General features: G+C 59.0%; 12 protein-coding genes. 4 read left to right on the forward strand and 8 right to left on the reverse strand.

The genetic code is table 11. From position 1 onward, the window contains the following. Positions 1 to 103: 103 nt before the first annotated feature. The 3 genes from ACHEXL_RS10980 (at position 104) to ACHEXL_RS10990 (ending at position 4,990) form a co-directional block, all read left to right on the forward strand. Positions 104 to 3,025 (forward strand): ribonucleoside-diphosphate reductase subunit alpha, encoded by a 2,922-nt coding sequence (locus ACHEXL_RS10980; RefSeq protein ID WP_416559491.1) that lies wholly within the window; start codon positions 104 to 106, stop codon positions 3,023 to 3,025. A gap of 141 nt (positions 3,026 to 3,166) precedes the next feature. Beyond that, entirely contained in the window at positions 3,167 to 4,294 is a 1,128-nt protein-coding gene (locus ACHEXL_RS10985) for a ribonucleotide-diphosphate reductase subunit beta (RefSeq protein WP_416559492.1), read from the forward strand. A gap of 192 nt (positions 4,295 to 4,486) precedes the next feature. After that, positions 4,487 to 4,990 (forward strand): histone H1-like DNA-binding protein, encoded by a 504-nt coding sequence (locus tag ACHEXL_RS10990; protein ID WP_416561347.1) that lies wholly within the window; start codon positions 4,487 to 4,489, stop codon positions 4,988 to 4,990. A 110-nt stretch (positions 4,991 to 5,100) separates the two neighbouring features. Here ACHEXL_RS10990 and ACHEXL_RS10995 read toward each other — a convergent pair whose 3' ends face one another. From ACHEXL_RS10995 to ACHEXL_RS11020, 6 genes are all read right to left on the reverse strand, one after another. Continuing rightward, positions 5,101 to 5,937, reverse strand: a complete 837-nt coding sequence (locus tag ACHEXL_RS10995) for a zinc-ribbon and DUF3426 domain-containing protein (protein WP_416559493.1) — start codon at positions 5,935 to 5,937, stop codon at positions 5,101 to 5,103. Positions 5,938 to 5,977: 40 nt separating this feature from the next. Further along, entirely contained in the window at positions 5,978 to 6,874 is an 897-nt protein-coding gene (prmA, locus tag ACHEXL_RS11000) for a 50S ribosomal protein L11 methyltransferase (protein ID WP_416559494.1), read from the reverse strand. A 6-nt stretch (positions 6,875 to 6,880) separates the two neighbouring features. After that, the gene (gene accC / locus ACHEXL_RS11005) at positions 6,881 to 8,230 is read right to left on the reverse strand and encodes an acetyl-CoA carboxylase biotin carboxylase subunit (protein WP_108427090.1); all 1,350 of its coding nucleotides are present in this window, start codon (positions 8,228 to 8,230) and stop codon (positions 6,881 to 6,883) included. 14 nt (positions 8,231 to 8,244) lie between these two features. After that, entirely contained in the window at positions 8,245 to 8,694 is a 450-nt protein-coding gene (gene accB, locus ACHEXL_RS11010; RefSeq protein ID WP_416559495.1) for an acetyl-CoA carboxylase biotin carboxyl carrier protein, read from the reverse strand. Positions 8,695 to 8,855: 161 nt separating this feature from the next. Further along, positions 8,856 to 9,416, reverse strand: a complete 561-nt coding sequence (locus ACHEXL_RS11015) for a TlpA family protein disulfide reductase (protein WP_416559496.1) — start codon at positions 9,414 to 9,416, stop codon at positions 8,856 to 8,858. Further along, a complete protein-coding gene (locus tag ACHEXL_RS11020; RefSeq protein ID WP_416559497.1) occupies positions 9,413 to 9,997 on the reverse strand; it encodes a hypothetical protein in 585 nt (194 codons plus the stop codon). The genes ACHEXL_RS11015 and ACHEXL_RS11020 overlap by 4 nt, the downstream gene beginning before the upstream one ends. Before the next feature lie 71 nt (positions 9,998 to 10,068). Here ACHEXL_RS11020 and mpl point away from each other — a divergent pair, with 71 nt between their 5' ends. After that, positions 10,069 to 11,439: a UDP-N-acetylmuramate:L-alanyl-gamma-D-glutamyl-meso-diaminopimelate ligase gene (gene mpl, locus ACHEXL_RS11025; RefSeq protein WP_416559498.1), complete on the forward strand. Its 1,371-nt coding sequence runs from the start codon at positions 10,069 to 10,071 to the stop codon at positions 11,437 to 11,439. Between the two features lie 113 nt (positions 11,440 to 11,552). On the opposite strand, the gene ACHEXL_RS11030 is transcribed toward mpl, so the two are convergent. Together ACHEXL_RS11030 and tldD are read right to left on the reverse strand one after the other, a co-directional pair. Then, positions 11,553 to 12,674 carry a 3-deoxy-7-phosphoheptulonate synthase gene (locus ACHEXL_RS11030; protein ID WP_416559499.1) on the reverse strand — a complete coding sequence of 374 codons (1,122 nt, stop codon included), beginning with the start codon at positions 12,672 to 12,674 and terminating at the stop codon, positions 11,553 to 11,555. A gap of 230 nt (positions 12,675 to 12,904) precedes the next feature. Further along, positions 12,905 to 14,365 (reverse strand): metalloprotease TldD, encoded by a 1,461-nt coding sequence (tldD, locus tag ACHEXL_RS11035; protein ID WP_416559500.1) that lies wholly within the window; start codon positions 14,363 to 14,365, stop codon positions 12,905 to 12,907. Between the last annotated feature and the right edge of the window lie 62 nt (positions 14,366 to 14,427).

Consider the following 14,427-nt stretch of genomic DNA (forward strand, 5'->3'; position numbering starts at 1 on the left):
ACACCAGATATAGTGTCCATTACAAATTCTCACAATTAAACGAGACGCCAGTTCAATCGCCTTGTTCAAGACCCCAAGATCACCAAAATTCAAAGAAATGACCATGCAAACAGACCTGAACATCCCCTCCACATCGCCCACTCTGATGCGTCAGCCCGAGGCAGGGCAAAGCAGCGTCCCGAGCCTGCAGGCGCTGGCCCACTACCAGATCATTCGCCGCAATGGCGCCGTGGTGCCCTTCGAGCCGAACAAGATTGCTGTGGCCCTGATGAAAGCGTTTTTGGCCGTTCACGGCACTCAGGGCGCAGCGTCCGCCAGCGTGCGCGAAGTGGTCGAAGAATTGACCCAAAACGTGGTTCGCGCTTTGGTCCGCTCACGACCTGGCGGCGGCACCTTCCACATTGAAGACGTGCAAGACCAAGTCGAGCTGGGCCTCATGCGCAGCAGCAACCATGAAGTCGCACGCGCTTACGTTCTGTACCGCGAACGTCGCACTCAAGAGCGTGCACAACAACACCAGCAAGCGGCCCCAGCCCCTGCCGAGCCACGTCTGCACGTGATCGATGGCGGCCAACGCATGGCCCTGGATCTGGATTACCTCAAATCCCTGATGGTCAATGCCTGCGCCAACTTGGGCAAGGACGTGAGTCCAGAACCCATCCTGGCCGAAACCATGCGCAACCTCTACGACGGCGTGCCCATGGAAGAGGTCTACAAGGCCTCCATCCTCGCGTCGCGCACCCTGATTGAAAAAGACCCCGACTACACCTACGTCACTGCACGCTTGCTGATGCACACCATCGCCAAAGAAATACTGGGCAAGGAAGTGACCCAGGACCAAATGGCCGAGGAGTACATCAACTACTTCCCTCAATTCATCAAAAAAGGCGTAGACAACGATCTGCTGGATGAAAAACTGCTGCAGTTCGACCTGAAACAATTGGCCGCCGCCCTCAAACCAGAGCGTGACCTGCAGTTCGATTACCTGGGTCTGCAAACCCTGTACGACCGCTACTTCCTGCACGTGCGCAAGACCCGCATCGAGATGCCCCAGGCGTTCTTCATGCGCGTGGCGATGGGCCTGTCGCTCAATGAAATCAACCGCGAAGCACGCGCCATCGAGTTTTACGAGATCCTGTCGTCGTTCGATTTCATGTCGTCCACGCCTACCTTGTTCAACAGCGGTACTTTGCGCTCGCAACTGTCAAGCTGCTACCTGACCACCGTGCCCGACGACCTGGACGGCATTTACGAATCGATCAAAGAGAACGCTTTGCTGTCCAAGTTCGCGGGCGGTCTGGGCAACGACTGGACCCGCGTGCGGGCCATGGGCTCGCACATCAAGGGCACCAACGGCGAATCGCAAGGCGTCGTGCCTTTCCTGAAAGTGGTTAACGACACCGCCGTCGCCGTCAACCAGGGCGGCAAGCGCAAGGGCGCGGTCTGCACCTACCTGGAAACCTGGCACCTGGACATCGAAGAATTCCTGGAACTGCGCAAGAACACCGGCGACGACCGCCGCCGGACCCACGACATGAACACGGCCAACTGGATTCCCGACCTGTTCATGCGCCGTGTGATGGAAAAAGGCAACTGGACCCTGTTCTCGCCTTCCGACGTTCCTGATCTGCACGATCTCTTCGGTCTGGCCTTTGAAAAAGCCTATGTGGCCTACGAACAAAAAGCTGAGCGCGGCGAAATCAAGCCCAGCAAGACCGTCCCTGCGACCGACTTGTGGCGCAAGATGTTGTCCATGCTGTTCGAGACCGGCCACCCTTGGATCACCTTCAAAGATCCTTGCAATGTGCGCTCGCCCCAGCAGCACGTTGGCGTGGTGCATTCGTCCAACCTGTGCACAGAGATCACCCTCAACACCAGCGACACCGAAACTGCTGTTTGCAACCTGGGCTCGGTCAATTTATCGCGCCACCTCAAGGACAGCGCCAATGGCAAAGTCATCGACCACGACAAATTGAAGAAAACCATCACGATCGCCATGCGCATGCTGGACAACGTGATCGACATCAACTACTACGCTGTCAAGAAAGCCCGCGATTCCAACATGCGCCACCGCCCCGTCGGTTTGGGCTTGATGGGTTTCCAGGACTCCTTGTACGAAATGCGCATTCCCTACGCATCGCAAGCCGCTGTCGAGTTCGCCGACCAGTCCATGGAAGCCATCTGCTACTACGCCTACTGGGCCTCGACCGAGTTGGCCAAAGAGCGCGGCCAGTACGCCACTTACAAGGGCTCCCTGTGGGACCAGGGCATCTTGCCTCTGGACACACTCAAACTGCTGGAGCGCGAGCGTGGTGGCTATGTCGAAGTGGACCGCTCGTCCACGCTGGATTGGGACACGCTGCGTCAGAAAATTGCCGCTGACGGCATGCGCAACTCCAACTGCGTCGCCATTGCTCCAACCGCCACGATTTCCAACATCATTGGCGTAGATGCCTCGATCGAGCCTTGCTTTGGCAACCTGTCGGTCAAGTCCAACCTCTCGGGCGAATTCACTGTGATCAATGGTTACTTGGTGCGCGATCTCAAGCGCCTGGGCCTGTGGGATGACGTGATGGTCATGGACCTGAAGCACTTCGACGGCTCACTGCGTCCGATCGACCGCGTGCCACAAGAGATCAAGGCGCTTTACGCCACCGCTTTTGAAGTCGAAACCACCTGGTTGGTCGAGGCTGCTGCACGCCGCCAAAAATGGATCGACCAGGCACAGTCCCTCAACATTTACATGGCGGGTGCGTCCGGTAAAAAACTGGATGACACCTACAAACTGGCTTGGTTGCGTGGCTTGAAAACCACTTATTACCTGCGCACATCCAGCGCCACACAAGTCGAAAAATCCACAGTCAAAGCCGGCTCGCACAATGCCGTATCTTCAGGTGCGCCCAGCTCGGCCATGAGCGCCATGGATGCCGCTGCAACTGCCGCACAAATGCAAATGAGCACGTCACCTGCCACCGATGTCAAATTTTGCGCCATCGACGATCCCGGTTGCGAAGCTTGTCAGTGATTTGAAAAGCATTGCACTTTGCTGTGACAAGCCAAGTGCGATGCAATTGAACAACACTTCACGGTGACGCACATCAAAAAAGTGAATCGCTTCTTTGAATTTCGTGCGCTTGCTTTCATAATTTGAGAACTGGAATTTTTTATGTTGTCCTGGGACGAACAAGTCAAACCTGCATCGCCAACCGCGATGCCCTCTTTTTCCGGCGCTGATGCAGGCACAGCGTCTGCCGCCGCATCCGCAACAGCCAGCCCTCGCCGCATGAATGCGGCCGACAAACGCATCATCAATGGCCAGACCGACGTCAACCAGCTGGTGCCTTTTAAATACAAATGGGCTTGGGAAAAATACCTCGCCACCTGCGCCAACCACTGGATGCCGCAGGAAGTGAACATGAACCGCGACATCGCCTTGTGGAAAGATCCCAACGGTCTGACCGAAGACGAGCGCCGCATCGTCAAGCGCAACCTCGGCTTCTTCGTGACTGCCGATTCACTGGCAGCCAACAACATCACGCTGGGCACCTACCGCCACATCACAGCACCTGAGTGCCGCCAGTTTCTGCTGCGTCAGGCTTTCGAAGAAGCCATTCACACCCACGCTTACCAGTACATCGTCGAATCGTTGGGTCTGGATGAGTCGGAAATCTTCAACGCCTACAACGAAGTCAAATCCATCCGCGACAAGGACGAGTTCCTGATTCCGTTCATCAACGTGATCATGGATCCAAACTTCAAGACCGGCACCCTGGAAACCGACCAGACCCTGCTCAAGTCCTTGATCGTATTCGCTTGCCTGATGGAAGGTCTGTTCTTCTACGTGGGCTTCACGCAAATCCTGGCCTTGGGTCGTCAAAACAAGATGACCGGTGCTGCCGAGCAGTACCAGTACATCCTGCGCGACGAGTCGATGCATTGCAACTTCGGCATTGACCTGATCAATACCGTCAAACTCGAAAATCCACAGCTGTGGACTGCTGAGTTCAAGGCCGAGATCAAGGAATTGTTCCTCAAAGCGGTCGAGTTGGAATACCGCTATGCCGAAGACACCATGCCACGCGGCGTGCTGGGCATGAACGCATCCATGTTCAAAGGCTATTTGCGCTACATCGCCAACCGCCGTGCCACACAGATCGGCCTGGAAGCCCTCTTCCCCAACGAAGAGAATCCCTTCCCCTGGATGAGCGAAATGATTGACCTGAAAAAAGAACGCAACTTCTTTGAAACCCGGGTCATCGAATACCAATCCGGCGGTGCCTTGTCATGGGACTGATTTTCTGACACCCCTTTCAATGTCACCCCTCTTCAAGCCACAGTTCGCAATGCCTTCGGGCATTGGGATCTGTGGCTTTCCTGCGTTCATGGTGTTGGGGATTTCCTCAGCGCCATGGATCGCTTTGTGCAATCCAACAAGCACCAAGCGTTCCCTTTCCGTTGAGTTCTCAACTTGATCAAGGAGAAAATCATGGCAACTGCAAAAAAAGCAGCAGCGAAAAAAGCTGCTCCCGCAAAGAAGGCCGTCGCGGCCAAAAAACCTGCAGCTAAAAAAGTAGCCGCAGCCAAAAAGCCAGCCGCTAAAAAAGCCGCTCCAGCCAAAAAGGCCGTTGCAGCCAAAAAGCCAGCCGCTAAGAAAGCCGCTCCAGCCAAAAAGGCCGTTGCAGCCAAAAAGCCAGCCGCTAAGAAAGTAGCTGCTAAAAAGCCAGCGGCCAAAAAAGCCGCTCCAGCTAAAAAAGCAGCGCCTAAGAAAGTGGCCGCTAAAAAGCCAGCAGCCAAAAAAGCCGCTCCAGCCAAAAAAGCAGCCGCCAAGAAAACTGCTGCTAAAAAGCCAGCGGCCAAAAAGCCTGCTGTGAAAAAAGCTGCTAAAAAGCCTGCTGCAAAGAAAGCTTCTAAGGCACCCGCTGCCCCCGCTGCACAGACAACGCTGAATCCTCAAGCCGCATGGCCGTTTCCTTCGGCCGCCAAGCCCTGATTCGAACGTTAGACGCTCGTAGCGCAAAGCCCAATGCTGGCAACAGTGTTGGGCTTTTTTACAGCCAATCCGCAGCGGCTGTTCAGATCCGAACGCTCAGAGAAACGAGCTCAGGGATAAAAACTGAACAACCTGTACCCCGATGGGACAAGGTCAGCTTGCAGCAACAGATGCAACTGCCCATCCCAAGTTTGACCCGGCGTCAAAAAACTGGGCGCACCCTGCTGCGTCGCCGACAAAACCCGGCGTACCAGGGCCTTGTCCTGTGTATCCAGCAAAGTCAACTCCAATGAGGGGGTCTGCAAGGCGTGATCCGTGACATTGCGCACTGACCAACTGAGCCTCAAACCACCGTCATATGGTGTCAGGCTAGAGCTCTCGATGAGCACCCCATCGCGAATTTGCAAGGGCAAAATTTCACACCCCACCATACGACAAGCGGCGTTCAAGCCGCTGCCAACAACAGGATCTATGCTGGACAGCACATGCCGCTCGATCCAGAGCCACTGCAGTCCCAGCGCAAGCAACAAAAGAACACCCGCCACACCTGTCAGCCAAGATCGTGGTGGGTGCTTGCCAGCTCGCGCATCGGCTTGAACAAGCCCCTGCGCAGCGTCAGCCTGTGCCTCGTCCTGCAGTGGCGAAACGCTCTGCGGCTTGAAGGTGGTGAGCGCCTCTTCAAAAGCGGCCACCGCGGTCATGACCGGCGCCGAAGGCGATCGGTCTTCCTGTTTGAGGAAGTCGTCAATGCGCACCCGCTGCCCGGCTGGCTGCAAAGCCAGGTCCAGCGCATCAGGATGGACGTCAGGCCAATCGACGACCAGGCCTGCGCTATCAAAAGCCTGCTGGCATTGACCGCAACGCAGCCAACCTTGGGCGATTTTGAGTTGGTCGGGCACCACCTTGTAGGTCGTGCTGCAGGCCGGGCAACGGATGATCCAACTCATGCAATGCCCGTGGTGATGGCCTGCGTCGGCACTGCCAAGATCAGGATGCCATGGCGGGCAATGTCGCCGTCATCAGAATCCAACCATCTTCGCTGTCAGCCACCTCCAGCTGAATCCAGGGTGCGTAAGCGGCCTTCAGCTCGTCGGCCTGACGCTCCAGAATGCCTGCCAGCACCAAAGTACCTGATGGCGCCACATACGAGCACAACAGCGGCGCCAAGACCTTGAGCGGCGTGGCCAGAATATTGGCCAAAACCGTCTGGTACCGGCCCTGGGCCTTGTCAGGCAAACCGGCTACCAAGCTCACGCCGTTGGCTTCGGCATTCAGGACCGTGGACATCACGGCTGCTTCGTCGATGTCCACCGCATCGATTTCGGATGCACCGTATTTGGCTGCACCAATCGCCAAAATGCCGGAGCCGCAGCCGTAATCGAGCACACGCTGGCCCTCCACACCGTGCTGCGCGATCCAGCGCAAACACATGCGGGTGGTCGGGTGGGTGCCTGTGCCGAAAGCCAAACCGGGGTCGAGCCGAATGATCTGCCTGGCCTGTGCAGGCGGCTCATGCCACGTCGGCACGATCCAAAAATCGGGGGTGACTTCAACCGGTGCAAACTGTGATTGGGTCAAACGCACCCAGTCCTGATCGGCCACCGCCTGCACCCCCAGAATGCGGCAGCCTTCAAAAAAGTCTTGCGCAGACAGCAGATGAACGGCCTCTTGCGCCTGGGCCTCTTGCGCAAACAAAGCCACCATGCGCGAACGCTGCCAACCCTCCTTGGGCGGCGGCATGCCGGGTTCTCCGAACAGGGCCTGCTCTGCAGGGGTCTGGGCATCGGCGTCCTCCACCGACACACTCAAGGCATCGAGCGCATCGAGTGCATCGCTCAGAACATCGACCCGGTCTTCCGGGCACAAGAGGCTCAGTTCAAACATAAGGTTTCAGCGCTTGTGCTGGCTCAGCCAGTGTTCGAGGTAATGGATGTTGGTGCCGCCTTGCATGAACTTGGCGTCCACCATCAGCTCGCGGTGCAGCGGGATGTTGGTGCTGATGCCTTCGATCACCGTTTCATTCAAGGCGGTCTGCATGCGGGCCAAAGCCTGCTCGCGCGTGTCGCCGTGAACGATCAATTTGCCGATCATCGAATCGTAGTTCGGGGGCACGAAGTAGTTGTTATAGACGTGCGAATCCACCCGCACGCCCGGCCCACCGGGCATGTGCCAGGACGTCACGCGACCCGGCGAGGGTGTGAACTTGAACGGGTCTTCGGCGTTGATGCGGCACTCGATGGCATGGCCCCGAATCTCGATCTGACGTTGGGTAAAAGGCAGCTTTTCGCCCGCAGCGACCATGATTTGGGTTTTGACGATGTCCACACCCGTGATCCACTCGGTCACAGGGTGCTCGACCTGCACGCGGGTGTTCATCTCGATGAAATAGAACTCGCCGTTTTCGTATAAAAATTCGAAAGTGCCCGCACCGCGGTAGTTGATCTTCTTGCAGGCCGCCACACAACGCTCACCGATCTTCTCGATCAGTTTGCGTGGAATGCCTGGCGCTGGCGCTTCTTCGATCACCTTCTGGTGACGGCGCTGCATGGAGCAATCTCGCTCACCCAGATAAACAGCGTTCTTGTGCTTGTCGGCCAGAATCTGGATTTCGATGTGGCGCGGGTTCTGCAGGAACTTCTCCATATAGACCGCTGGATTGCCGAACGCAGCCCCGGCCTCGGCCTTGGTCATCTGCACCGCGTTGATCAGCGCTGCTTCGGTGTGCACCACGCGCATGCCGCGACCACCACCACCGCCTGCGGCCTTGATGATCACCGGGTAACCCACCGATTTGGCAATGCGGCGGATCTGGACCGGATCGTCAGGCAATTCACCTTCCGAGCCGGGCACGCAAGGCACACCGGCACGGATCATGGCTTGCTTGGCCGACACCTTGTCGCCCATGATGCGGATCGATTCGGGGGTGGGGCCAATGAACTGGAAACCGCTTTTCTCGACGCGCTCGGCGAAGTCGGCGTTCTCGCTCAAAAAGCCGTAACCGGGGTGGATCGCCTCGGCGTCCGTCACTTCGGCGGCCGAAATGATGGCGGGCATGTTGAGGTAACTCAGCGGCGAGGCCGCTGGGCCAATGCAGACCGCTTCTTCGGCCAACTTCACGTATTTGGCTTCTTTGTCGGCCTCGGAATAGACCATCACCGCCTTGACACCCAATTCACGACAAGCGCGCTGGATGCGCAAGGCGATTTCGCCTCGGTTGGCGACCAGGATTTTCTTGAACATGAAATCCCCGTGGCTTATTCGATGATGAACAAAGGCTGACCGTATTCCACAGCTTGGCCGTTTTCACACAGGATCTGCGTGACGGTACCGGACTTGTCGGATTCGATCTCGTTGAGGATCTTCATGGCTTCGATGATGCACAAGGTGTCGCCCTCTTTGACCACCGAGCCAATCTGGATGAAGGGTGCAGCGCCAGGACTGGACGAGCGGTAGAACGTGCCCACCATGGGTGACTTGACCGCATGACCGGCAGGTGCCGCTGCAGGTGCGGGGGCTTCAACGGGAGCGACGGATGCAGCCACCACAGGGGCGGCAGCAACTGGGGCGGCTTGCATCACCACCGGTGCGGCCACGCCCATACTCTTGACGATGCGGACCTTACCTTCAGCTTCGGTGATTTCCAGCTCCGACACGTTCGAGTCGGACACCAGGTCAATCAGTGTTTTCAGTTTGCGCAAATCCATAGATCCTCCATTGCTTTAAGCACACGTAATGGATCGAATTTACACCAAATTTCAGTAAAAGCCCTCGAAATCGTCTTTTCTGGTGAGAATTGGAACGGGTTTGAGGCCATCCAGAGGTGATGCATGCGATGAACGACCCGCCCGCCAAGGATGGAGCGATTTCAGGCGCGAACATCTCGCCATTGCGCAAGATCATCCGGCGTCAGCTGTCCCATCTTTTGCCGCCAAATGCTGCCATCTGCCTTGAAAAAAACCGTAAATGGCAATCCACCCGCCGCATTGCCCAGCGACTTGGCCAACTCCGTCCCCGCCAAACCCGCTAATCCGACCGGAAAACCCAAAGGCTGACGGGCCAGAAAACGCCGCACCGCACTGGGCTGGTCGATGGCCAAAGCCACCACTTGGTGATTTTTCGCCGCATTTTCACGCCAAAAGGCGTCGATCATGGGCAGTTCATCGACACAAGGTGGGCACCAGGTGGCCCAGAAGTTCAGCAGCAAGGGCTTGCCCTGGAAGGCGGCCATGGCCAAACCCTCTCCCGACGGGGTATCGAACTGCTGGGTCCAGACAGGGTGGCTGGCTGCAGCCGTGACGGCTTGGGGCTGAAAACGCCACAAAGCCACACCCACACCGGCCACGGCAGCCGCCGCCCCGGCACCCAGAATCAGATTTCGGCGCGAAGCGCCTGCACTTTGTTGGTCCATGGCCAAATTGTCTTTCATGCCGCCAGCAAGCGCTCCAATGCCGCCAAATCCCCCCGGGGAGAGCGGCCTTGCGCATCGGGTAGCAAAGCCCCGCGTAAATCGTCCAGATCGTAAATGCGCAGGTGCACGCCCACATCTTCGTTCAAGGCTTCACAAAAACTGTGCAAGCTCAGCACATCCACATCGTCGCCATGCATACCGCGCACGGTCTGAACTTCGTAGCGCTGATTCTGGTTGATCAGGGCGATCTCCGCCGATTTTGGGTCGTCGCAAAACAAGGCCAGATCCACATCGCACAGGCGCGTGGCCCAGCCATGCCAGACCGCACCGCCCAAGTGCGGGCGAAATTCGGCCAGGCGCTGCATCCAGACCCGCGCCAATTCGCGCAAGGCCAACAGCTCACCCGGCTGGGTCTCGACGCAGAACAAGGCGATGTAGTCGCGTACCTCGGCCTCGACCACATCGTTGGTCGGCAAGGCAGTGCGGGTAGGCAGGCCCAACTCTTTCAGGGCACGGTGCTTGGCCGGACCGAAGGCCAGGCCTTCTTCGACCACCAAACGGGCAGCGGTGGCGGCAATTTCAAGGGCAACATCGTTCATGGGCCCCGATTGTGACCGGCCTGAACGGCTCGCAGCCCGGACTGCGCCCGATGGCCCCCTAAAATCCGGGCATGCATATACATATATTGGGCATTTGTGGCACCTTCATGGGCGGCTTGGCCGCGCTGGCCCGCGAGGCAGGACACCGGGTCACCGGCTGCGATGCCGGTGTTTACCCCCCCATGAGCGACCAGCTGCGCGCCCTGGACATCGAGCTGATCGAAGGCTTTGACGCCGACCAGATGGCCTTGCAGCCCAACATCTACGTGATCGGCAACGTGGTCAGCCGCGCCCGGCAGGCCGACGGCAGCCCCAAATTCCCACTAATGGAAGCCATTTTGGAAGCAGGTGCGCCCTACACCAGCGGCCCGCAATGGCTGTCCGAGCATGTGCTGCAGGGCAAGCATGTGCTGGCTGTCGCGGGCACCCACGGCAAGACCACCACCACTTCGATGCTCACTTGGGTGCTGGAGCAAGCCGGGCTGCAGCCTGGTTTTTTGGTTGGGGGCGTGCCGCTCAACTTCGGCGTGTCGGCCCGGCTCGGCGGCGGCAAGTACTTCGTGATCGAAGCCGACGAATACGACACCGCCTTCTTCGACAAGCGCAGCAAGTTCGTGCATTACCGCCCGCGCACCGCCATCCTGAACAACCTGGAGTTCGACCACGCCGACATCTTCGACGATCTGGCCGCGATTGAGCGCCAGTTCCATCACCTGATGCGCACCGTGCCCGGCTCAGGACGCGTGGTGGTCAATGGCCTGGAAGAAAGTCTGACCCGGGTGCTGAGTCAAGGCTGCTGGAGCGAAGTGCGGACCTTCGGCTCGGCCGTCAGCGACTTTTTGGCCGAAGGCGAACCCTCGCAGTTCCAAGTGTTGCAGGCTGGCCAGCCTGTGGCCGAGGTGCAGTGGGCCATTGGCGGCGTGCACAACCAGCTCAATGCGCTGGCATCCATAGCGGCTGCCGAGCATGTGGGCGTGAGCCCGGCGGTGGCGGCGCAAGCCCTGGCCACTTTTGAAAACGTCAAACGCCGCATGGAAGTGCGCGGCAAGGTGAACGGCATCACCGTCTACGACGACTTTGCCCACCACCCCACCGCGATCCGCACCACCGTCAACGGACTGCGCCGACAGGTGGGCCATGCGCGCATCCTCGCCATCTTCGAGCCGCGCAGCAACACCATGAAGCTCGGCACCATGAAAGCCCAGCTGCCCTGGAGCCTGGAAGAAGCCGATCTCGCGTTTTGCCACTCGGGCGGCCTGGGCTGGGACGCTGCAGCTGCACTTGAGCCTATGGGCTCACGAGCGCAGGTGGGCGCCAACATAGATGAAGTGATCGCGCAGGTTTTGGCACAAGTGCAACCTGGCGATCACCTGCTGTGCATGAGCAACGGCGGCTTTGGCGGGATTCATGCCAAATTGCTGGAAGCGCTGGCAAGCCGCTGACACTGTCGGTGTGTGAGAGCGAGCCCCTGCTCGCGAATATGGGCTGGAGCCAATTCAAGCATTCGGCCGCAGGGGCGGCCTCCCACAAGGTGTTCAAATGCCGCGCCTGAATATCAAACCGCCCGACGCGCCTTCACCGCATCCGACAGCACCTGCAGCACACCTTCGCTGTCGTCCCAGCCGATGCAGGCGTCGGTGATGCTCTGGCCGTAAGTCAGTTTCGTCACGTCGTCCTTGCCGGGGGTGAACTTCTGCGCCCCGTCTTTCAGATGGCTCTCGACCATAACGCCAAAAACCTGGCGTGAACCACCGCTGATTTGCGCGGCGATGTCTTTGGCCACGTCGATCTGGCGCTCGTGCTTTTTGCTGCTGTTGGCGTGGCTGCAGTCCACCATCAAGGTGGCGGGCAACTTGGCAGCTTCGAGTTCCTTACAGGCGGCGGCCACGCTGTCGGCGTCGTAGTTGGGCGCTTTGCCGCCGCGCAAAATTACATGGCAGTCCTGGTTGCCCTGGGTCTGCACGATGGCGACTTGGCCATTTTTGTGCACCGACAAAAAGTGGTGGCCACGGGCTGCCGCCTGGATCGCGTCGGTCGCGATCTTGATGTTGCCGTCCGTCCCATTCTTGAAGCCGATGGGCGCTGACAGGCCCGAAGCCAGCTCGCGGTGCACCTGGCTTTCGGTGGTGCGGGCACCGATGGCACCCCAGCTGATCAGGTCGCCGATGTACTGGGGCGAGATCACATCGAGGAACTCACTGCCTGCGGGCAGGCCTTGGCGGTTGATCTCGATCAGCAACTGGCGGGCAATGCGCAGACCTTCGTCGATGCGGTAGCTTTCGTCCAGGTAGGGGTCGTTGATCAGGCCCTTCCAGCCCACGGTGGTGCGGGGTTTCTCGAAATACACCCGCATCACGATTTCCAGCGTGTCGGCGTACTTCTCGCGCAAGGGTTTCAAGCGGCGGGCGTAGTCCAAGGCTGCTGCCGGATCGTGGATCGAGCAGGGGCCGATGATGACCAGCAAGCGGTCGTCCTGGCCGTGCACGATCTTCTGGATCGATTTGCGGGTTTTGGCGATCAGGGCTTCCGTCGCCGTGCCGGCGATCGGGAAAAAGCGGATCAAATGTTCTGGAGGCGGGAGCACGGTGATGTCCTTGATGCGTTCGTCGTCGGTCTGGCCGGTGCGGTCAACAGCATTGGGGTACCAAGCGTCTGGGGCGGTGGTTTTGGCGTTCATCGTGGACTCCTGAATTGAAAAAGATGAAAAAAAACCGCCGGGCTTTGGGGCTCCGGCGGTGTGTGTCGAGATGTTCGGGTGCTTATGCGCTCGCCTCTCGTCCGCCGGGGACTGAGAACCAAAAGTAAAAAAAGTAAAAAGCGATGCGCGAAGACATGGGATTCAATGTAGCACAGTTGGATGACAGTTCCTGACAGGCCGGCCCGGGGACAAACCCGGAAGCTTCACATTCAGGCCGTGCCCCCCACCGTCAGACCGTCGATGCGCAAAGTCGGCTGACCCACCCCAACCGGCACGCTCTGGCCTTCCTTGCCACAGGTGCCCACACCCGAGTCGAGCTTCATGTCGTTGCCGATCATGCTGATTTTCTTGAGTGACTCGGGGCCGCTGCCGATCAAGGTGGCGCCCTTCACAGGGTATTGGATCTTGCCGTTTTCCACCCAGTAAGCCTGGCTGGCCGAGAACACAAACTTGCCGCTGGTGATGTCCACCTGGCCGCCCGCAAAGTTGGTGGCGTACAGGCCCTTTTTGATGCTGGCCACGATTTCTTCGGCGCTCTTGTCGCCGCCCAGCATGTAGGTGTTGGTCATGCGCGGCATGGGCACATGGGCGTAGCTTTCGCGGCGGCCGTTGCCCGTGGGCTTGACGCCCATCAGGCGGGCGTTCATCGCGTCCTGGATGTAGCCGCGCAGGATGCCGTCTTCGATCAGCACATTCTTCTGGCTGGCGTGGCCTTCGTCGTCCACGTTCAGCGAGCCACGGCGGTCAGAAATAGTGCCGTCGTCCAGCACCGTCACGCCTTTGGCGGCCACGCGCTGGCCGATGCGGCCGCTGAAAGCGCTCGAACCCTTGCGGTTGAAGTCGCCTTCCAGGCCATGACCCACCGCTTCGTGCAGCAACACGCCAGGCCAGCCATTGCCCAACACCACCGTCATCTCGCCCGCAGGCGCGGGGCGGGCATCGAGGTTGATGAGCGCGGCCGACACAGCTTCTTGCACATAGCCCTCGACCATGCCGTCGTCAAAATAAGCCAGGCCAAAGCGGCCACCTCCGCCACTGCTGCCCACTTCGCGGCGGCCGTTTTGCTCGGCGATCACCGTGACCGACAGGCGAATCAAGGGGCGCACATCGGCCGCCAGCGTGCCGTCGGCGCGGGCCACCATGACCACGTCGTATTCGGTGGCGAGACCCGCCATCACCTGCACCACCCGAGGATCTTTGGCGCGGGCGATTTTTTCCACGCGACCGAGCAGGTTCACCTTGGCCGTGCTGTCCAAAGTGGACATCGGGTCCAGCGAGGGGTAGAGCGAGCGACTGGCCGAAATTTTGCGAGCAGGCACCTTGATGCGTTTGTTTTGCGTGGCCTGCGCGATGGTGCGCACCGTCATGGCCGCGTCCATCAAAGAGGCTTCGGAGATATCGTCGGAGTAAGCGAATGCTGTTTTTTCACCCGACACGGCCCGCACGCCCACGCCCTGGTCAATGCTGAAACTGCCGGTTTTGACAATGCCCTCTTCCAGGCTCCAGCCTTCGGAGCGGGTGTACTGGAAATACAAATCGGCGTCGTCCACCTGGTGCGCCTGGATGGCGGCCAAAGCTCGGCTCAAATGGGTTTCGTCCAGGCCAAAGGGCTCCAGCAAGAGGGAGCGGGCAGTGGCCAGGCGTTCGATGGTGGGTTCGCATGAAATCATGGAAGCCATTGTAGGGACTGATCAAGCCCCTTGCCGGCGTGCCCTTTCGCCGGGCAGCCGTC

The organism is Limnohabitans sp. YIMB22184 (assembly GCF_048020265.1).
Classification (GTDB): domain Bacteria; phylum Pseudomonadota; class Gammaproteobacteria; order Burkholderiales; family Burkholderiaceae_C; genus Limnohabitans_A.

What these genes read in the sequence shown, in the direction of transcription:
- accB (WP_416559495.1), bottom strand. Translation starts at nt 8,694, where the DNA reads ATGGATTTGCGCAAACTGAAAACACTGATTGACCTGGTGTCCGACTCG.
- mpl (WP_416559498.1), top strand. Translation starts at nt 10,069, where the DNA reads ATGCATATACATATATTGGGCATTTGTGGCACCTTCATGGGCGGCTTG.
- ACHEXL_RS11015 (WP_416559496.1), bottom strand. Translation starts at nt 9,416, where the DNA reads ATGAAAGACAATTTGGCCATGGACCAACAAAGTGCAGGCGCTTCGCGC.
- accC (WP_108427090.1), bottom strand. Translation starts at nt 8,230, where the DNA reads ATGTTCAAGAAAATCCTGGTCGCCAACCGAGGCGAAATCGCCTTGCGC.
- prmA (WP_416559494.1), bottom strand. Translation starts at nt 6,874, where the DNA reads ATGTTTGAACTGAGCCTCTTGTGCCCGGAAGACCGGGTCGATGTTCTG.
- ACHEXL_RS10985 (WP_416559492.1), top strand. Translation starts at nt 3,167, where the DNA reads ATGTTGTCCTGGGACGAACAAGTCAAACCTGCATCGCCAACCGCGATG.
- ACHEXL_RS11030 (WP_416559499.1), bottom strand. Translation starts at nt 12,674, where the DNA reads ATGAACGCCAAAACCACCGCCCCAGACGCTTGGTACCCCAATGCTGTT.
- ACHEXL_RS10990 (WP_416561347.1), top strand. Translation starts at nt 4,487, where the DNA reads ATGGCAACTGCAAAAAAAGCAGCAGCGAAAAAAGCTGCTCCCGCAAAG.
- tldD (WP_416559500.1), bottom strand. Translation starts at nt 14,365, where the DNA reads ATGATTTCATGCGAACCCACCATCGAACGCCTGGCCACTGCCCGCTCC.
- ACHEXL_RS10980 (WP_416559491.1), top strand. Translation starts at nt 104, where the DNA reads ATGCAAACAGACCTGAACATCCCCTCCACATCGCCCACTCTGATGCGT.
- ACHEXL_RS11020 (WP_416559497.1), bottom strand. Translation starts at nt 9,997, where the DNA reads ATGAACGATGTTGCCCTTGAAATTGCCGCCACCGCTGCCCGTTTGGTG.
- ACHEXL_RS10995 (WP_416559493.1), bottom strand. Translation starts at nt 5,937, where the DNA reads ATGAGTTGGATCATCCGTTGCCCGGCCTGCAGCACGACCTACAAGGTG.